Origin of the sequence: Streptomyces sp. NPDC006476, assembly GCF_040612015.1 — a bacterium.
Taxonomy (GTDB): Bacteria; Actinomycetota; Actinomycetes; order Streptomycetales; family Streptomycetaceae; genus Streptomyces; species Streptomyces griseorubiginosus_B.
Genome location: NZ_JBEXPK010000009.1, coordinates 1 through 18,038, shown reverse-complemented (window position 1 = coordinate 18,038; position 18,038 = coordinate 1). Strand labels below are relative to the sequence as shown.

The window sequence follows — 18,038 nt, the reverse complement described above, 5'->3', positions numbered from 1 at the left end:
AGACGAACGCGTCGAGCACAACCATGCCCGCCCGGCTGCGGAAACGCACCGCAAAGAAGGCAAGGAAACGGCTAGCCGCGCTGCTCCGCGAGGTGGCACAGCAGCAGGCAGACGTCGTCGTCCCGCTCGGAGTCGCTCAGCAGCGGGTCCAGGATGAGGTCGGCCGAGCCCTCCAGGTTCCGTTCCAGCTCGGCCGGCTCGAAGCCGCCCAGGGCGGTCGCGAGGCGGGCGATGCCCGGATCTATGCCCTGGGCACGGCGTTCGACCAGACCGTCGGTGTAGAGGGCCAGTGTCGAGCCGGGCGGCAGGGGCACCGTGTGGTCCGGGATCTCCTGGCTGAGCGGGATGCCCAGCATCGCGCCGGGCTTGGCGTCCAGCGTGTGCACCCGGCCGTCGGGGGTGCGCAGGACCGGCGGCGGATGACCGGCGGCGGCCCAGGTGAGGGTGGGCTCGTCGGGGTGGAGACGGGCGATGACGGCGGTGGCGTACAGGTCGGGCTGCAGATGGTGCAGGAAGGTGTGCAGCCGGGTCAGCAGGGTGCCCGGGCCCGCGCCGTCCACGGCGTAGGCGCGCAGCGCGGTGCGCAGCTGGCTCATCATCACCGCCGCGTGCAGCCCGTGCCCGGTCACGTCGCCGACGACGGCGATCAGTCCGCCGTCGGGCTGCGGGAAGGCGTCGTACCAGTCACCGCCGATGTTCAGGCCGTGCGTGGCGGGCAGATAGCGGGCGGCAAGCCGCAGGCCCGGTGCGCTGGGCAGGTCCGTCAACAGGGCCCGCTGGAGCGTCTCGGCGATGTCGCGGTTGTGCTCGAAGCGCCGGGCGTTGTCGATCGCGATGCTGGCGCGCCGAGCGAACTCGATGAGCATGACGGCGTCGTCCGGGTCCCAGCGGTCCCCGGGCGGGGCGAGGGTGATGACCCCCAGCGGCGCCCGGCGGGTGGGCAACGGCAGGCACAGCAGGGGGTGTTCGGGATCGAGCGCCGACGGCGGACGGTCGTCGACCCCGGGCAGCTCGCCGGGGCGGCCGGCGGCGTACTGGGGACGGCCGGTGCGGGCGGCGAGCACGGCGGCGGCCGGGTGCGGTGCGGGCGGGCGCCGGTCGTCGTCGCCGTCGAACAGCCAGACGTCGACGCTGCGGGCGTACTCCGGCACGAGCAGTTCGGGCAGCAGGCGCACGATCTCGTCGTGGTTGAGCGAGGAGGTCAGGACGGCGCTGGCGTCGGCGAGGAACGTCAGCCGGCGGCGGGCGCTCTCCGCCTCCTGGCGGGCGGCGCGCTCGGCGGCGAAGGCCTCGCGCTGGGCACGTCCCGCCGCGTCGAGCTCCGCGTGCAGGGCGAGCACGCCCTGGTTGGTCTGGTGCAGCTCGTCCCGGAGGAAGGCGACCAACTCCTCCTGCTCGGCGAGCTTGTCCAGCACCAGGGCGGCGTCCTCGTCGGCGCCGAGCAGGGACTCGGCCAGTACCGAGGGGGTGTCGGCCGGCATGGAGGCGTCCGTGGCGGCCGGTGTCTCGGGGCACAGGAGGGAGGTGCGCCACGGCGTGTGCGCGGTGGACTCCGTGGTTTCCAGGGGGGTGACGACCGCGTGCAGGACGCTCTGCGCTGCGGGAGCCGGGGCCGGGGTGACCTCGAGGGTGAGCCGCCACGAGCCGCCCTTGGTCAGGCACTGGCGCAGATGGGTGCTGAGGGCGGTGGCCAGCCGGGTCCGGTCCAGCGCCGTCACCCCGTGCGCGGCGGCGAGACGCGCGGCGGCGATACGGGCGCGTGCCGCGTCGCCGACGGTGCTGATCTGCCATGTTCGCTTCATGGGCGCTCCGGCAGGGTCGGGGCCAGTACGGCCACGGCGGTGTCGTCGCGGACCGGGCGGGCGGCGCTGCCCGCGTCGCGGATCACCCCCGCCGCGACGACGGCCGGATCCGCCGTCAGCATGGCCGCTTCGGCCGGTGGCGTCCAGCGGCTCGGCAGGCCGTCGCTGTGCAGGATCAGTGTCCCGTCGGCCGCCCACGGCATCCGGTCCTCGCGCAGTGTCCCGGGCCGGTGCACGCCGATGATGCCGGGCCGGGACAGCAGGGAGCGCCAGGCGTCCCCGGTACGCAGCCTGGCCCCGATGTTGCCGACGCCGGCGAAGCGGAGCAGGCCCGCCGCGGTGTCGACCTGGGCGACGGCGACGGCCGCCCCGCGGGTGCCGCGCAGCGCGCTGTCGAGACGCCCGAGACAGTCGGCGGGGGAGAGGTGCGCCGAGCGGTGCAGTTCCTCGACGGCCGCGGACGAGGCCCGCGCCGCCTCCGGCCCGTGTCCCAGTCCGTCGGCCAGCATCAGGGTGGCCCGGTGCCCGGCGCGCACCCAGGTCCAGGCGTCACCGGAGTACTCGGCCCTGGCGAAGGGCACGTTGATGCCGCCGGCCCGCACCGCGGCGGGGTCCTCGGCCGGGGTGGTCCCCGGGGCGGCGCCGATCCGGGCGAGCGCCACCGTGCCCCGCCCGGGGACGCTGTGCAGGGCGAAGTCGTCCGCGACCCGCCGGCATGTGCCCAGGCCCGCACCCAGGGAGCGCGCGGTGGAGAAACCGTCGCTCAGGGCGGCGGTGACGTCGGCGATACCGGGGCCGTGGTCGATCGCGGCGATCTGCACCAGCCGCGCGGGGACGGAGGCGTCGGCGGGCAGGGCGGGCGGCGCGAGCTCGACCAGCAGCTGTCCTCCCCCGGCGTGCTTGACCAGGTTCGTGGCCAGCTCGGTCGCCACCAGCGACAGGGCCGCCGTGCGCTTGGCGTCCAGCCCGGCGAGGGCGGCGGCACGCTCGGCGGCGACCCGGGCGTCGCGCACCCGGGTCGAGTCGTGCACCGGGACGTCCCACACGCGCGGCATCACGGTTCCTCGCGCGGGGGCGGCGGCATCGACGCCCAGGAGATCACCGTGACCGTGGTGCCCACGCCGGGGGTGCTCTCCAGGGAGAACTCGTGGACCAGCCGGCGGGCGCCGCCCAGTCCCAGGCCCAGGCCGTCGCCGGAGGTGTAGCCGTCGCTCAGCGCCTGCTCCAGGTCGGCGATGCCGGCGCCCTCGTCGGCGAAGGTCAGCCGCAGCCCGACGGCCCGGCCGCGGGTCACCCGGGCCGACTCCATGCGGCCGCCCCCGCCGTGGACCAGGGTGTTGCGGGCCAGTTCGCTCGCGGCGGTCACCAGTTTCGTCTGTTCCACCAGCCCGAAGCCGAGTCGGGCGGCGGACTGTCGTACGTGCTGCCGTACCCACGCCAGGTCCATGTCGGAGCGGATCGGCAGGCAGGCGTCCACGCCTGCGGACATCGGCATCACCGATGCTCCCGTGGCCCGCCGGGCCGGTGCGTGTCGGCGGCGAGCAGGTCCATGGCCGCCTCGGTGTTGAGGGCGGTCCGCAGTCCGGGCAGCGTCAACCCGAGCTCCACCAGTGTGATCGCGACCGCGGGCCGCATGCCGGCGACCACGGTCCGGGCGGCCAGCAGTGAGGAGTTCGCCGCGATCTCCGCCAGCGTCCGGGCCAGGAAGGAGTCGACGATCTCGACCCCGGAGATGTCGATGACGACCCCGGTCACCCCGCTGCTCGCGATGGTCTCGCCGATCTCTTCCTGCAGCTGCTGTGCCGTGCTGTCGTGCAGATCCCCCTGCAGGGTGACCAGCAGGACGTCGCCGAGGCGGAGCACCGGCACATGGGGCGGGGGGACACGGTAGAAGTCATCGGTCACCGCGGACCGCCCCGCCGTTCGTCGGGGCGATAATGCCGGAGCCCAGTTCGTGCAGGGCGTACGCCAACGCGTCGGCTAGGCTGGCCCGGGTGAGGACCGTGCCCAGGTCCAGGCCGAGGTGGACGATGGTCTGCGCGATGGCCGGGCGGATGCCGGAGACGACGCACTCGGCGCCCATCAGGCGGGCGGCCGCGACGGTCTTCATCAGATGCTGCGCCACCAGCGAGTCGACCGTGGGCACGCCGGTGATGTCCAGGATCGCGAAACGGGCGTGCTGTTCGACGATGGCCTGCAGCAGCGTCTCCATCACGACCTGGCTGCGGGCGCTGTCGAGAGTTCCGATCAGGGGTACGGCGACGATGCCGTCCCACAGCTTGATGACCGGGGTGGCCACCTCCAGCAACTGCAGCTGCTGCCGCTCGATGAGCGCCTGGCCCTCGTTCAGCGCCGTGTCCAGGACGACCAGCCGCAGGGTGCCCATGAGCACCGTGAGGGCGGTCGCGCACTCGAGGACCTCGTCGGGCGACGCGTCCGGGAGATCGGCGATCAGCAGGTTCACCGCCGGCGGGCGCAGGGCGTCCACCTCGTTCGACACCTGTGCCGTGGAGAAACCGGCGCGGGAGCGGGAGGCGCCCATCCGGGCCAACTGCTCGCGCACCATGGTGAAGCCCGCGGCGTCGGCGTCGTGCGCCCGCTCCGCGTCGGCCACCTGGGCCAGCGCGTCGATCACGGTGCGGGCCGCGTCCACGGCCTCGTCCCGGGAGATGGTGAAGACGGCCCGGAAGAGGGCCTCGTCGGCCCAGCGCTGGGCGATCTGCTCGCGGCGGCGGCGCAGGAACCCCCCGACCTCCCGTATCGGCGATCCGTGCTGTTCTGCCGTTTCGTGCTCCGGCACCTGCTCACTCCTCATCCGCGTCGTCCGCGTCGCGTCGGCCGTACCCGCCGCCGGCCGGGTACGGAAACCGCGACTCTTGCCGGGCGACAACTGTAGTCATGGTGCGAGGTCGCCCCGGCCCTCGCCCCCGTCGGGTGATCCCGTCGGGTGGCCCGCCGGTCCGTACCGGCGCGACACGCGTGCGACCGGGGCCGCACCGTTCGATATCCGATGCCCCCGGGGCCGTCCGCTAGTCGGCGGGCTGCTTGCCGAACCAGTCGACACACGCCACCAGCGCGTCGTCGTCCGGTTCCGATCTGCCGCGGTGGGCGCCCAGTTCCCGCAGGACCGCGGCCGGCACATCGGCGGCCGGCAGCAGCCGCGTCGCCGTGACCGCCCGCGCCAGCGCCCGCTCCCCGTATCTCTCGCCGTTCGGCCCGGCCACGCCATGGACGCCGTCGCTGACGAACAGCAGCCGGTCGCCGGGCCGCAGCAGCAACTCCTGGGCGGTGTAGTCGGTCTCCTCGAACATGCCCAGCGGCAGCTGCGCGTCCAGGTCGACCAACGACACCGTCCCCTCGCGCAGCCGCAGCATCCGCGGCGAGCCCGCGTCGACCACCTGCAGCCGCCCGGTGGCCAGTTCCAGGTCCACCAGCAGTACGGACAGATGGACCGCGCCCCGGTACTGGGCGTAGATCGCCTGGTCGGCCAGGGCGGCCTGGTCGCAGATCGGGATGTCCGCGCGCCGGGCGTTGCGCAGCGCGTTGATGCCGAGGCTGGTCAGCAGGGAGGCGTCGATGCCCTCGCCCATGCCGTTGGTGATGTACAGCAGCAGCCGGTCGGGCGACTCCGACCAGTCGAAGTTGTCGCCGAAGACCGCGTAGGCGGGCTCCAGTTGGGCGCCGAGGGCGTACTCGGCACGGGCGCTGGAGCGGGCCGGCAGCAACTGCCACTGCATCTCCGCGGCGAGCGTGAGCCGGTCGGTGCGCCGTGCCTGCGCGTACACGTCCGTGTGGCGCTCGGCGACGACCACCTCGTGCCCCAGGATCCGGGCCAGCTCCGCCAGTTCGTCCGGATCGGTGCGTGCCCGCACCGCGGGCGGCAGGGTGACGGACAGCACTCCCAGCCGGTCGCCGCGCACCGTGACCGGCAGATGGACGCGGACCCGTCCGGCGTCGTCCTCCTCGATCGGCTGCTGCGCGCCGAAGGCACGCCCGGCCGCACTGCCGTGCAGGGGCGCCGTCTCCGGCGGCCCGGTCAGCGGGGACACGGGCCGCAACACCGTCAGCCCGTAGTCGGCCATGCGGAACTCGGCGTACTCCGCTTCGTACAGGCCGCAGAGCACCTCGCGGACGGTCGTCGCCAACCGGTGCGGAGCCGCCGAGCGCAGGGCACGCTCGGCGGCCATGAGTCTGTTCATGCTCTTCGTCACACCATTTCGTGCGGGGGAGCGCCGTCGGGGACGAGGCCCGCGGACGCCGCCGTCCGCTGCTCGCGCCGAGCGCCGCGTGCGCCGGAGGTGAGCTGACAGGGGTCGGGAAGGCTGCGACAGTGTCCGGGTGACGACCCCGCATCCGCGCCCGCGACCCCAGGAGACCGCGCGTGTGACCGCCCGGGCGGCCGAACTGCTGGAGGTGCTGTGGGGCAGGGCCTCGACGGCACCGGTCTCCGCCTCGCAGTTGCGTGTCCTGTTCATCCTGGAGCACAACGAGGGCATCAACCTGCGCACGCTCGCGGACGCGCTGGGCTCCACGCCCCCCTCGACGAGCCGCCTGTGCGACCGGCTGCAGGCCGTCGGGTTCGTGGAGCGCAGGACCCCGCTCACCAACCGGCGGGAGCTGCAGCTTCATCTGAGCCGACACGGCAGGGCCTTTCTGACGGACCTGCGACTGCGCCGGGAGACGACCCTGCAGTCCGTGCTCGACCGGATGCCGGCCGACCGGCGGACCTCACTGCTCGACAGCCTGGAGGCCTTCTGCGCGGCCGCGGCGGCGGCGATCCACGAGGACGAATCCTCCGCGGCACGTACCGCCTGACACCGGCCCATTCCTGATCCCTTCCGCGCTGGCGCGCTCACTCTGTTGTCCGGACCGCACAATTGTCAAACGGCAACCGTCACTTCTCCCGTGCCTGGTCGACGAGGGCCAGCGCCTCCTCGACGCTCTCCGAGACGGGCACCGTGATGCTCACACCGGTCAGGTCGAGAATCCGCCGCACGGCGGGCGTGGGAGAGATGATGTGCACACTCCCGGGCAGCTCCCTGGCCTCCTGGTAGACGCGGAGAATGATGTTCATGCCGGAGGAGTCCATGAACGGCACATCCGTGAGATCCAGCAGGAAGTGCCTACGGCCGTGATGCAACTGGTTGGCCAGATGGTGCTGGAACTCCGTCGCCGTGTCGACGTCCAGGTAGCCCTTCACCGTGACCAGCGCCACGTCCTCACCGGGCAGGCTGACCTCGACGGACAGGGGGTTGTGGGCAATGGACACGTCTACCTCCGACAACAACGAGTGCTACGGCCAGGCCGGTTACCCGCGTGATCGGTTCCCACGCACGCGAGCGGACAGCCGCATCCGCAGTTACCCCTGATCCCGTCCGGCATGCGTGCGGACCTTCGGAGAGCGGTTCGACGTGCCTGGCGGTTCGTGACACGGTGGGGGAGCCCGCAGGCCGTCACCCGGCCACCAACCCCCATGGAAGGGGGACACGAAGCATGGGCGCGCACATCTCACTGAGCCCCGGCGGCCGAACCGCCACGCTCACCGTGGACACCGACCTCGACAACCGCAGCCGTCCCGCCGTCGAAAGCGCGGTGGCAGGACTTCCCGTGTCGGTACGGCGGCTCACCCTCGACCTCACCGGCGTCGCTTTCGCCGACTCGTCCCTGCTGTACGTCGTTCATGTCGCGGACCGGTCCGTCGCCCGCAACGGCGGGCTGCTGAAGGTTTCCGGCCTGGGTCCGCAGCCGCGCAGGCTCCTCGTCCACGCCGCCGAACTGTGGCCCGAGGGAGGCTGGCAGACGTATCTGGCGCCGCCCCTGACGTGACGGGCCTCGCTCTCGCTGTGCAGAATGCGGACGGAGCAGCCGGGTAACTGCTGGGAAACAAACGGCCGTGATCCCGGCCCCCCGTCCGGAAGGAAGAGACAGCGTGAGTGTGGCCACGGAAGCGTTGAAGGGCTGTTCGAGGTGACCGGGACCACGAGGCTGACGCAGCGGTGAGGCCGCCGGTCACGACGGCGGCGACGGCGCGTGACTACGCGCGTTCGGTGGTGCGCGAGCAGTGGGACACCGCGGACCGCACGGCCTGCGAAGAGGACGTCATCGATCTGCTGCTCGTCGTGTCGGAGCTCGTCACCAACGCGATCCGGCACGCCGGGGGACTGGCGGGACTGGAGCTCGTCCCCAGGCCGGACGGACTCCGGCTCGCCGTCCACGACAACAGCGACGTGGTGCCCGAGGTCATGTACGGGTCCGGCGCGCTGCCCGTGGGGCACCGGGGCAGCGGCTACGGCTGGCCGCTGGTCGTGCGCCTGGCCCGCGAGGTCACCGTCGCACGCCGTCCCGGGGGCGGAAAGACCATCAGTGTGCTGGTCCCGCTGCGGGCCGTGGAGCGCAGCGCTCCGGAAGCCGGGCAGCCGGCCTGAAGAACCGCTTCCCTGCCCCGCTCACCAGGGCAGGAAGACGTGGATGTCCTTGCCGCTGTCGGTCGTGGTGACACTGACCTGGTCGCACAGGGTGTGGATCAGATGCCAGCCGACCCCGCCGCCACCGCCGTCGGGACGGAACGGACGGGGGGCGGGCGGGGTGGTGCTCGTGTCGTGCATGATCACGTGCACCCCGTCGAAGGTCTGCCGCAGCCGGAGTTCGAAGGGCCCTGGCGCGTACTGGATCGCGTTCGCGGCGAGTTCCGTGACCACCAGCAGGATGTCGTCCCAGTGCTCGGGGGCCGCCGACGGCGTCACCTCGCTGAGATCCTCCAGGAACCGCTCCGCGTCCAGACGCGCGTCCGTCACATTGTGGACCTCGCCGGGGAAACGCGTGGCCCGCTCCGGGAGGTGACCCGAAGGAAGTCCTCTTTCCCAACGCCGCTCGGTTGCCATCTCGCCTTCCCGCCCGATGCCGCGGGGCTGTCGTCCTTGCTGGGATGTCCTACCCGTCCCAGGTTCCCGAGCAGAGCTCATCGGAACACATTGTCCGCCTCGTCCCAGCTGGACAGCTCGTCGGGCATGTTCTGCCGGGCCGGACGCGCGCGTGCCTGGTACATCGCGTCGATCTCGAAAGCGTAGTGCTTGACGATCGCGTCCCGCCGCAGCTTCATGGACGGGGTCAGCATTCCGTTCGTCACGTCGAACGGCTCGGGCAGCACCCGGAAGACCCGGATCGACTCCGGACGCGAGACGGAGCTGTTGGCCGCGGCCACCGCACGCCCGATCTCCTCCCGCAGCGCGTTCTCCTCCCGGGCCTCCCGGCTGGGCGTGGTGCTCTGCAGCGCCAAGGAGCGGCGCCAGTACGCCAGGAACAGCGGGTCCAGCGTGATCAGCGCGCCCACACAGGGACGGTTGTCGCCGACGACGACCGCCTGATGGATCAGCGGGTGCATCCGCAGCCGCTGCTCCAGGGCGGCCGGGGCGACGCTCTTGCCGCTGCTGGTGACGATGATGTCCTTCTTGCGGCCGGTGATCGTCAGGTACCCGTCGGAGTCCAGGTGCCCGATGTCCCCGGTGGCCAGCCAGCCGCCGCGCAGCGCGGCCCGGGTCGCGGCCTCGTCGTTGATGTAGCCCTGGAACACCGAGGGCCCGCGCACCAGGATCTCCCCGTCCTCGGCCACGGCGATGTCGGTGCCCGGCAGTGCCTGTCCGACGGTCCCCGACATCTCCCGGCCCAGAGGCTGCGCGGTGATTCCGCCGGCGGCCTCCGTCAGGCCGTACCCGTCGTTGACGTAGATGCCGATGCCCTCGTAGAAGAGCGACAGTTCACGGCTGAGGGGCGAGCCGCCCGAGGTCGCGCGGATCACTCTGCCGCCCAGCGCGGCGCGCAGCTTGCGGTACACCGTCCGCTCGAACAGGGCGTGTTGCAGCCGCAGGTCGAAGCCGGGGCCGGAACCGCCGCCCAGCCGCTGCCGTTCCAGCGCGGCCGCGAAGTCCCGTGCTGTGTCCGCGGCCCGCTCGAACAGGGCGCCGCGGCCCGCCTCCTGGGAGGCGTGCAGGAAGTTCTTGTAGATCCTCTCGAACAGGGAGGGCACGGCGCAGAGGTAGGTGGGGCGGAAGGACCGCAGGCCCGCCGACAGCGCCTCCTCGCTCAGATCGGGCTCATGCCCCATCACCAGGCCGCCGCGCACGCACAGCGTCTGCACCAGCAGCCCGTAGACATGGGAGAAGGGCAGGAAGGCCAGCACCGAGCCCTGCCGCTCGCCGGGCGGCACCACCGTGTGGCCCCAGCCGGCGAGCAGGGTGTCGCAGGCGCTGGCCAGATTGCGGTGGCTCAGCGCGCAGCCCAGGGGATGACCTGTCGTGCCGGAGGTGTAGGTGACGGCGGCGGTGGAGTCGGGCAGGACGATACGGCGCAGCGAGTCGACGGTCGCCAGCGGGATGAGCGCGCCCCGCTTCACCAGATCGGCCAGCGCCCCCGCGTCCAGCTGCCACACATGCCGCAGCCGCGGCAGCGCCCCGCACACCGAGCCGACCGTCATCACGGCCTGCTCGTCCTCCACCACCACCGCCACGCAGCCGGCGTCCCGCAGCATCCATTCCACCTGGTCGCGGGAGGACGTCGGGTAGATGGGGACGACCTCCGCGCCCAGCGCCCACAGGGCGTAGCTGAGGACCGTCCACTCGTAGCGGGTGCGCGCCATGATCGCCACGCGGTGGCCGGGGGAGATCCCGGACGCCACCAGGCCCTTGGCCAGGTCCACCACCTCGTCGCGCAGTTCCACGGCGGTCACCTCCTCCCAGGCGCGGGAGGCGGGGTCCGTGCGGCGGGCCAGCACCGCGAGCGTCGGGTCGGCGGCCGCCGTGTCGAAGATGCTGTCGGCCAGCCCGCCGGTCAGGGGCGCGACGGAGGGGGGAGCGAGGGCGACGTTGCGCATGCGCTGCTCCTGGGGTGTACGGAGGGTGACCCTGCCGACGATCTCTGTTGTCGACGGTGCTCGAATCTAGCCCAGGTGGGTGCGGATGGTGACCGGAACGTGCGAAGTTGCGGAGCCGTGATGATCTCGCCGTGTCGGGGGGACCCGGGGGGCATGAGTTACGTCAATCCCGATCCGGAACCCGAACGCACCACCGGTCTCGAGCCCGGCGGCGGAGTGCCGCCCGGCGAGACCCCGCCCGCGGAGAGCAGCATGCCGGAGGCGGGGCCGCTGGAGCGGCACAATCCGCCCAAGGGCTGGGCGAAGGCGCCCGTGGCGCTGATCCTCCTCGTGGTCGTGCTGATCGCCGCGGGCTTCCTCGCGTTCGCCCTCGCCATGATCTTCTGAGTACGTCCGTCTCACGCCTGGGTCTGACGGGCGCAGGCGGTGACGACCTCGCGCAGGCTGTCGGTCTCCGCGAGCAGCCGGCGCTGGATGCCCGCGCCGGTGTCACCCCCCAGCAGCCTGGCGCAGCTCGTGCGGGCGCGCTCCAGGTCGCCGGTCTCCTCCAGAGCCTCCCCGACATGCTCCAGCAGCCCGGCCACCACGGACTCGGCGGGCATCCGGCGCATGGTCGCCGGGTGCAGCAGCTCCTCCTCGAGGCCGGAGCGGGCGGCCCGCCAGGCGGCCAGCCGCAGCAGGCTGACGCTGTGGTCGACCGGCTCGCGTCCGGCCCGCCACTCCCGCGCCGCGGTCTCCACGAGCCCCCGGGCCAGCAGGGCGACCAGAACGGCCGTGTCGGCGTGCAGACAGACGTCGGCGACCCGGAGCTCCACCGTCGGGTACTGCTGGGAGAGCCTGACGTCGAAGTAGACCATCCCCTCGTCGAGGATCACCCCGCTCGCGACCATGTCCGCCACCCGCCGGTGATAGCGCTCGGCCGACCCGAACACCTCGGTCGGCCCGGCCGACGGCCAGCGCTGCCACACCCGGCTGCGATAGCTGGCGTACCGCGTGTCCTGCCCCTGCCAGAAAGGGGAGTTGGAGCTCAGCGCCGCCAGTACCGACAGCCAGGGACGGATGCGGTCGATGACCGCGACGCCCTCCTCGTCGGAGTCGACGGCCACATGGACGTGGCAGCCGCACACGAGCGGCTCCTGCGCGGCGAGGCCGTACTGCTCGGCCATCCACTGGTAGCGGCTGCCCATCCCGACCGACGGACTGACCGGCAGCGGGGAGGTGGCGAGCGCGGCGACCGTGCACCCGATCTCCCCGGCGTGCCGGCCGGCCTCCTTGCGGCACCGCACGATCTCCGCGCTCAGATCCGCCATATCGGCCTGGGGATGCGTGGCGAACTCCAGCATCTGGCCGTAAAGCTCCTTCTCGAACACCCCCTCGCCGGAGCCGTCGTGCTCCGCACGGGCGAGCACCGCGGCGGACGACGCCTTCGGCTCACCGGTCTCCGGGTCCACCAGGAGGAGCTCCTCCTCCACACCGACGGTCCGCACCTTCAGGCCGCCTCTCTATGACATCGCCACCGTTACGACGCCATCGAGTACCCCGCTGATCGTCATTGCAACGGGGTGAACCAGACCGCGGCGAGCGGCGGCAGGGTGACGGTGATCTTCCCGTCGTCGGGCTTGAGGTCCTCCGCGTTGACGACGTCGCCGCCGCCGTAGCGGGCGGCGTCGGTGTTGAGCCTCTCGCGCCAGACCGGGACCTCGTCGCCGACGTGGAGACGGTAGTCGTGGCGCACGACGGGGGAGAAGTTGGAGACGGCCAGCAGCGGGCTGCCGTCGGCGGCGAAGCGCAGGAAGGCGAAGACGTTGTCCTCGGCCGCGTCGCCCAGCACCCAGCGGAAACCGTCCGGATCGCTGTCGCGCTGCCACAGTGCCGGGGTGTCCAGGTAGACGGTGTTGAGGTCGCGGACCAGGTCCCGCACCCCACGGTGATCGGGCTCGGCGCTGTAGCCGGGATCCAGCAGCCACCAGTCCGGGCCGTGCGTCTCCGTCCACTCGGCGCCCTGCGCGAACTCCTGTCCCATGAACAGCAGTTGCTTGCCCGGGTGGGACCACATGAAGCCCAGGTACGCGCGGTGGGTGGCCCGCTGCTGCCACCAGTCGCCGGGCATCTTCGACACCAGCGCCTGCTTGCCGTGGACGACCTCGTCGTGGGAGATCGGCAGCACGTAGTTCTCGCTGTACGCGTACACCATCGAGAACGTCATCTCGTTGTGGTGGTACTTGCGGTGCACCGGCTCGTGCACGATGTAGCCGAGCGAGTCGTGCATCCAGCCCATGTTCCACTTCAGCCCGAACCCGAGTCCGCCGCTGTCGGTGGGGCGGGTCACTCCGTCCCAGGCGGTCGACTCCTCGGCGATGGTCACCACACCGGGCGCCCGTCGGTACACGGTCGCGTTCATCTCCTGCAGGAACGCCACCGCGTCCAGGTCCTCCCGGCCGCCGAACACATTGGGCGACCACTGTCCGGAGTCCCGTGAGTAGTCCAGGTACAGCATGGAGGCGACGGCGTCGACGCGCAGCCCGTCGATGTGGAACTCCTCGCACCAGTAGACGGCGTTGGCGACCAGGAAGTTGCGCACTTCGGTGCGCCCGAGGTCGAACTCGTAGGTGCCCCAGTCCGGATGCTCGGCACGCCGCTCGTCCCCGGGCTCGTACAGCGGGTCGCCGTCGAAGCGGGCCAACGCCCAGTCGTCCTTGGGGAAGTGCGCCGGCACCCAGTCCATGATCACCCCGATGCCGGCCCGGTGCAGGGCGTCGATCAGGTACCGGAAGTCGTCGGGGCTGCCGAGACGGGCCGTCGGCGCGTAGAAGCCGGTGACCTGGTAGCCCCAGGACGGCCCGTAGGGGTGCTCGGCGACCGGCATCAGCTCGACGTGGGTGAAGCCGAGGTCCTTGACGTACGCGGGCAACTGCTCGGCCAGCTCACGGTATGTCAATCCCGCGCGCCAGGACGGCAGATGGACCTCGTACACGGAGAAGGGCGCCTGGTGCACCGGTGTCCGGCCGCGCCGGGCCATCCACTCCGCGTCGCCCCACTCGTGGTGCGCGGCCGTCACCACGGACGCCGTGTCGGGCGGCGCCTCCGTGCGGCGGGCCATCGGGTCGGCCTTGAGGAACCGGCTGCCGTACCGCGAGGTGATCTCGAACTTGTAGCGGGCGCCCTCGCCGATGCCGGGCACGAACAGCTCCCACACGCCCGAGGCGCCCAGCGAGCGCATCGGCAGTGCCGTCCCGTCCCAGCAGGTGAACTCCCCGGCGACCCGCACCCCTTGGGCATTGGGTGCCCACACGGTGAACCGGGTGCCGGTCACGCCCTCGTGGGTCATCGGCTCGGCACCCAGCGCCTTCCACAGCTGCTCGTGCCGGCCCTCGCGGATGAGATGCAGATCCAGCTCGCCGAGCGCGGGCAGGAAACGGTACGGGTCGGCCGTCTCGTGCTCCTCGTCGTCGTAGCGCACCGCCAGCGTGTAGGCGGGGATCTCGTCGAGCGGCAGCACGCCGGAGAAGAGGCCGTCGCCCTCGGAGACCAGCTTCTCGCGCCTGCCGCCCATCACGACGGTGACCGAGCAGGCGTACGGGCGCAGCGCCCGCACCGCGATGCCGCCGGGCACCGGATGGGCGCCCAGCAACGCGTGCGGGTCGTGGTGCCGGCCGGACAGCAGGCGTTCACGATCGCCGGGGTCCAGGGGCGGCGCGGCCTGGGGCTGCGCCGGGCCGGAGGGCTCGGGGAATGAGGTGTCGCGCAGGGCCACGGCTTCAGCCTCCTCTTACGGCGAGACGCTCGATCGCCGCCATGGGAACGGGAAGCCAGTCCGGACGGTGTCTGGCCTCGTAGAGCACTTCGTACACGGCCCGGTCGGTCTCGTAGGCGCGCAACAGGCCGTGCTTCTTGCGCGGGTCCCAGCCGGCCCGGTCGGCGTAGCCGGCGCAGAACGCCTCCCGGCAGCGGCGCGCCCATTCGGGACGCCAGGGGCGGCGCTGCCGGGCCGCGTAGTCGAAGGACCGCAGCATGCCCGCGATGTCCCGCACCGGGGACTGCGCGGCACGCCGTTCGGCGAGGGGACGGGACGGCTCCCCCTCGAAGTCGATGACGAACCAGTCCCGGCCGGCCCGCAGGACCTGGCCCAGATGGAGATCACCGTGGATGCGCTGGGCGGGGGGGCCGGGGTCGCAGGCGACCAGCGTGCCGAAGGCGGCACGCAGTCCCGGCACGTACGGGCGCAGGGCGGGCACGGCGTGGGCGGCCGCGTCCAGACGTTCGGTCATCGCGGAGGCCGTGCGCACGCTCTCGTCGTGCGCACCGGCCGGGAAGGCCGCGGCCAGCGCGAGATGCACCTCGGCCGTGGCCTGGCCCAACTGGCGGGCCTGCGCGGTGAAGTCGTCGCCCGTGGCGAGCGCGCGCAACGCCAGCGCCCAGCCGTCGTGCGCGTCCCGCAGGAACGGCTGCAGCACCCCGAGGGTGGCCTCCTGCGGATGCGTCGTACGGAACCAGGCCACCGGCGCCGGCACGCGCCGGCAGTCCTGTTCGGCCAGCGCCTCCGGCACCTCCAGGTCCGGGTTGATCCCGGGCTGCACACGCCGGAAGAGCTTCAGGATGAACGCGTCCCCGTACACCAGGGAGGTGTTGGACTGCTCGGCGTCCATCAGCCGCGGCACGAGCCCGCTCGGGACCGTCAGGGAAGGGGCGGTCTCGAAGCGTAGAGGGCCGGCCGTCCCGGGCCGGCGCAGCCGCTCCAGGAGCAACTGGGCCGAGCGGGGATCCTGGAGCGCGTCGAAGACGGTCAGACCGGCCAGCGGTCCCTCCTCGGCGCGTCCGATCAGCGCCCGGCCGAGGCGGGGCGAGGGATGACGGCGTACGCCGAGCAGCAGTTGGTAGCAGTCACCGGCCGGAGGAGTGCCACCGGGCGTGGGCACTCCGCCGTGACCGGCGTGCACCAGCAGATGCAGACAGCCCGGGAACAGCTCCGTCATGGACACCAGGGCCAGGTCCGTGACGGGCCGGTCCTTGCCCGCGAACCAGCGCTGCCGGGGCAGCCATTCGCGCAGCAGTCCGGCGAGCGAGGCCATGGGGCCCGCGTCGACGGTACGGCCTGGTCGGGGAGTTGCGGTCTTCTGCATGGTGACGCGTCCTTTCCTCGGCACACGCTCGAAGCTCACGCCGATGGGCGTCGGCCGATGCGGGATGCGACTCGGGTGAGCCGGAACCAGTAGAAGCCGTGGCCCCCGAGGGTCAGCAGGTACGGCAGCTCGCCGATGGCGGGGAAGCGGACCCCGCCGAACAGCTCGACCGGGTGGCGTCCGGCGAACTCGCGCAGGTCGAGTTCGGTGGGCTGCGCGAACCGCGCGAAGTTGTTCACACAGAGCACCAGGTCGTCCTCGTACTCGCGCAGGAAGGCCAGCACCGCCGGGTTGGAGGACTGCAGCTCCGTGTAGGACCCGAGGCCGAAGGCCGGGTTCTGCTTACGGATCTCGATCATGCGGCGCGTCCAGTGCAGCAGCGAGGACGGGGAGGCCATCGAGGCCTCGACGTTGGTGACCTGGTAGCCGTAGACCGGGTCCATGATCGTCGGCAGGGTGAGCCGTCCGGGGTCGCAGGTGGAGAAGCCGGCGTTGCGGTCAGGCGTCCACTGCATGGGGGTGCGGACGGCGTCGCGGTCGCCGAGCCAGATGTTGTCGCCCATGCCGATCTCGTCGCCGTAGTACAGGATCGGTGATCCCGGCAGGGCGAGCAGCAGGGCGGTGAACAGCTCGATGGAGTGGCGGTCGTTGTCGAGGAGGGGGGCCAGGCGCCTGCGGATGCCGATGTTGGCGCGCATCCGCGGGTCCTTGGCGTACTCGGCCCACATGTAGTCGCGTTCCTCGTCGGTGACCATCTCCAGGGTCAGCTCGTCGTGGTTGCGCAGGAAGATGCCCCACTGGCAGTTGGAGGGGATGGCGGGGGTCTTGGCGAGGATCTCGGAGACGGGATAGCGGGATTCGCGTCGTACGGCCATGAAGATGCGGGGCATGACCGGGAAGTGGAAGGCCATGTGGCACTCGTCGCCGCCGGAGTCGTAGTCGCCGAAGTAGTCGACGACGTCCTCGGGCCACTGGTTGGCCTCGGCCAGGAGCACGGTGTCCGGGTAGTGGAGGTCGATCTCACGGCGGACGCGCTTGAGGAACTCATGGGTGGCCGGGAGGTTCTCGCAGTTGGTGCCCTCGGCCGCGTAGAGATAGGGGACGGCGTCGAGGCGGAAGCCGTCGATGCCGAGGTCCAGCCAGAAGCGGAGGGCGGCCAGGATCTCCTCCTGGACGGCCGGGTTCTCGTAGTTGAGGTCCGGCTGGTGGGAGAAGAAACGGTGGAAGAAGTACTGACCCCGCACCGGGTCGAAGGTCCAGTTGGAGGCCTCGGTGTCGACGAAGATGATCCGGGCGTCCGGGTACTGCTTGTCGTCGTCGGCCCACATGTAGTAGTCGCCGTAGGGGCCGTCGGGGTCCTTGCGGGACTCCTGGAACCACGGGTGCTGGTCGCTGGTGTGGTTCATGACGAAGTCGATGATCACCCGCATACCGCGCTGGTGGGCGGCGTCGACGAACTCCACGAAGTCGGCGAGATCCCCGAACTCCGGCAGTACGGCGGTGTAGTCCAAGACGTCGTAACCGCCGTCGCGGAGGGGTGATTTGAAGAAGGGCGGCAGCCACAGGCAGTCGACACCCAGCCACTGCAGGTAGTCCAGCTTGGCGGTCAGGCCCTTGAGGTCGCCGACGCCGTCGCCGTTGCTGTCCTGGAAGGAACGGACGAGGACCTCGTAGAACACCGCGCGCTTGAACCACTCCGGGTCCCGGTCCTTGGCAGGAGTGTCCTCGAAGGTGTCCGGGACGGGCTGGTTGACAGTCATGACGCTGTGACCCTCCGATCGATGGCTACGTGGACGACCGCTGGATGTGGAGCACGTGTGCCGGGGACCGCCCCGGTTCCAGGCACACATAGTTGTTCCTGCCCCAGCGGTAGGTCTCACCCGTCAGTTCGTCGTGCGCGGACATGAGTGCGTGCCACTCCAGGCCGAGTTGCGGCATGTCCAACGAGACCGTGGCCTCCTGGGTGTGGTGCGGATCGAGGTTGACGACGACGAGGACGCTGTCCCGGTCCGTGGTCTTGCTGTACGCGAGGACCATGTCGTTGTCGGTGTGGTGGAAGCGGAGGTTGCGCAGCCGGCGGAGGGCCGGGTGGCGCCTCCTGACGGCATTGAGGCGGGTGATGAGGGGGGTGATGGTGCGGCCCTCGCGTTCGGCCGTCTCCCAGTCGCGGGGGCGCAGCTGGTACTTCTCGGAGTCGAGGTACTCCTCGCTGCCCTCGCGCAGGGGGATGTTCTCGCACAGTTCGTAGCC

18 protein-coding genes are annotated in these 18,038 nt (G+C 71.6%); 4 read left to right on the top strand and 14 right to left on the bottom strand.

What is annotated here, in order from left to right; genetic code table 11:
* Positions 1 to 71: 71 nt before the first annotated feature.
* The 6 genes from ABZZ74_RS12115 to ABZZ74_RS12090 all read right to left on the bottom strand — a co-directional run bounded on the left by ABZZ74_RS12115 (position 72) and on the right by ABZZ74_RS12090 (position 6,001).
* Positions 72 to 1,802, bottom strand: a complete 1,731-nt coding sequence (locus tag ABZZ74_RS12115) for a SpoIIE family protein phosphatase (RefSeq protein ID WP_356763792.1) — start codon at positions 1,800 to 1,802, stop codon at positions 72 to 74.
* Complete coding sequence (locus ABZZ74_RS12110) at positions 1,799 to 2,857, bottom strand: ATP-binding SpoIIE family protein phosphatase (protein ID WP_356763790.1); 1,059 nt, start codon at positions 2,855 to 2,857, stop codon at positions 1,799 to 1,801. Before ABZZ74_RS12110 ends, ABZZ74_RS12115 begins: the two co-directional genes overlap by 4 nt.
* Positions 2,857 to 3,297 carry an anti-sigma regulatory factor gene (locus ABZZ74_RS12105; RefSeq protein ID WP_356763788.1) on the bottom strand — a complete coding sequence of 147 codons (441 nt, stop codon included), beginning with the start codon at positions 3,295 to 3,297 and terminating at the stop codon, positions 2,857 to 2,859. The genes ABZZ74_RS12110 and ABZZ74_RS12105 overlap by 1 nt, the downstream gene beginning before the upstream one ends.
* Positions 3,297 to 3,707, bottom strand: a complete 411-nt coding sequence (locus ABZZ74_RS12100; RefSeq protein ID WP_356763786.1) for an STAS domain-containing protein — start codon at positions 3,705 to 3,707, stop codon at positions 3,297 to 3,299. The genes ABZZ74_RS12105 and ABZZ74_RS12100 overlap by 1 nt, the downstream gene beginning before the upstream one ends.
* A complete protein-coding gene (locus ABZZ74_RS12095) occupies positions 3,697 to 4,602 on the bottom strand; it encodes an STAS domain-containing protein (protein ID WP_356763784.1) in 906 nt (301 codons plus the stop codon). Before ABZZ74_RS12095 ends, ABZZ74_RS12100 begins: the two co-directional genes overlap by 11 nt.
* Before the next feature lie 229 nt (positions 4,603 to 4,831).
* On the bottom strand, positions 4,832 to 6,001 hold the full coding sequence (locus ABZZ74_RS12090; protein ID WP_356763782.1) for a PP2C family protein-serine/threonine phosphatase: 1,170 nt from the start codon (positions 5,999 to 6,001) through the stop codon (positions 4,832 to 4,834).
* A gap of 184 nt (positions 6,002 to 6,185) precedes the next feature.
* Here ABZZ74_RS12090 and ABZZ74_RS12085 point away from each other — a divergent pair, with 184 nt between their 5' ends.
* The gene (locus ABZZ74_RS12085; RefSeq protein WP_356763780.1) at positions 6,186 to 6,617 is read left to right on the top strand and encodes a MarR family transcriptional regulator; all 432 of its coding nucleotides are present in this window, start codon (positions 6,186 to 6,188) and stop codon (positions 6,615 to 6,617) included.
* Positions 6,618 to 6,696: 79 nt separating this feature from the next.
* On the opposite strand, the gene ABZZ74_RS12080 is transcribed toward ABZZ74_RS12085, so the two are convergent.
* Positions 6,697 to 7,071 carry an STAS domain-containing protein gene (locus ABZZ74_RS12080; protein WP_356763778.1) on the bottom strand — a complete coding sequence of 125 codons (375 nt, stop codon included), beginning with the start codon at positions 7,069 to 7,071 and terminating at the stop codon, positions 6,697 to 6,699.
* 224 nt (positions 7,072 to 7,295) lie between these two features.
* Here ABZZ74_RS12080 and ABZZ74_RS12075 point away from each other — a divergent pair, with 224 nt between their 5' ends.
* The gene (locus tag ABZZ74_RS12075) at positions 7,296 to 7,628 is read left to right on the top strand and encodes an STAS domain-containing protein (protein WP_356763776.1); all 333 of its coding nucleotides are present in this window, start codon (positions 7,296 to 7,298) and stop codon (positions 7,626 to 7,628) included.
* 170 nt (positions 7,629 to 7,798) lie between these two features.
* On the top strand, positions 7,799 to 8,227 hold the full coding sequence (locus ABZZ74_RS12070) for an ATP-binding protein (RefSeq protein ID WP_356763774.1): 429 nt from the start codon (positions 7,799 to 7,801) through the stop codon (positions 8,225 to 8,227).
* A 21-nt stretch (positions 8,228 to 8,248) separates the two neighbouring features.
* Here the strand turns inward: ABZZ74_RS12070 and ABZZ74_RS12065 are convergent, their stop codons facing one another.
* Together ABZZ74_RS12065 and ABZZ74_RS12060 are read right to left on the bottom strand one after the other, a co-directional pair.
* The gene (locus ABZZ74_RS12065) at positions 8,249 to 8,683 is read right to left on the bottom strand and encodes an ATP-binding protein (protein ID WP_356763772.1); all 435 of its coding nucleotides are present in this window, start codon (positions 8,681 to 8,683) and stop codon (positions 8,249 to 8,251) included.
* A 77-nt stretch (positions 8,684 to 8,760) separates the two neighbouring features.
* On the bottom strand, positions 8,761 to 10,668 hold the full coding sequence (locus ABZZ74_RS12060) for an AMP-dependent synthetase/ligase (protein WP_356763770.1): 1,908 nt from the start codon (positions 10,666 to 10,668) through the stop codon (positions 8,761 to 8,763).
* 153 nt (positions 10,669 to 10,821) lie between these two features.
* On the opposite strand from ABZZ74_RS12060, the gene ABZZ74_RS12055 reads away from it, so the two are divergent.
* Positions 10,822 to 11,055, top strand: coding sequence for a DUF6480 family protein (locus ABZZ74_RS12055; protein ID WP_356763768.1), 234 nt, complete (start codon positions 10,822 to 10,824; stop codon positions 11,053 to 11,055).
* 11 nt (positions 11,056 to 11,066) lie between these two features.
* Here ABZZ74_RS12055 and ABZZ74_RS12050 read toward each other — a convergent pair whose 3' ends face one another.
* From ABZZ74_RS12050 to ABZZ74_RS12030, 5 genes are all read right to left on the bottom strand, one after another.
* Positions 11,067 to 12,155: a glutamate--cysteine ligase gene (locus ABZZ74_RS12050; protein WP_356763766.1), complete on the bottom strand. Its 1,089-nt coding sequence runs from the start codon at positions 12,153 to 12,155 to the stop codon at positions 11,067 to 11,069.
* A gap of 62 nt (positions 12,156 to 12,217) precedes the next feature.
* Entirely contained in the window at positions 12,218 to 14,422 is a 2,205-nt protein-coding gene (glgB, locus tag ABZZ74_RS12045; protein WP_356763764.1) for a 1,4-alpha-glucan branching enzyme, read from the bottom strand.
* Between the two features lie 4 nt (positions 14,423 to 14,426).
* Positions 14,427 to 15,788 (bottom strand): maltokinase, encoded by a 1,362-nt coding sequence (locus ABZZ74_RS12040; RefSeq protein ID WP_356763762.1) that lies wholly within the window; start codon positions 15,786 to 15,788, stop codon positions 14,427 to 14,429.
* Between the two features lie 35 nt (positions 15,789 to 15,823).
* Positions 15,824 to 17,548 carry a maltose alpha-D-glucosyltransferase gene (treS, locus tag ABZZ74_RS12035; RefSeq protein WP_356763760.1) on the bottom strand — a complete coding sequence of 575 codons (1,725 nt, stop codon included), beginning with the start codon at positions 17,546 to 17,548 and terminating at the stop codon, positions 15,824 to 15,826.
* Between the two features lie 25 nt (positions 17,549 to 17,573).
* On the bottom strand, positions 17,574 to 18,038 hold a 465-nt coding region (locus tag ABZZ74_RS12030), incomplete at its 5' end, for an alpha-glucosidase C-terminal domain-containing protein (protein WP_356763758.1).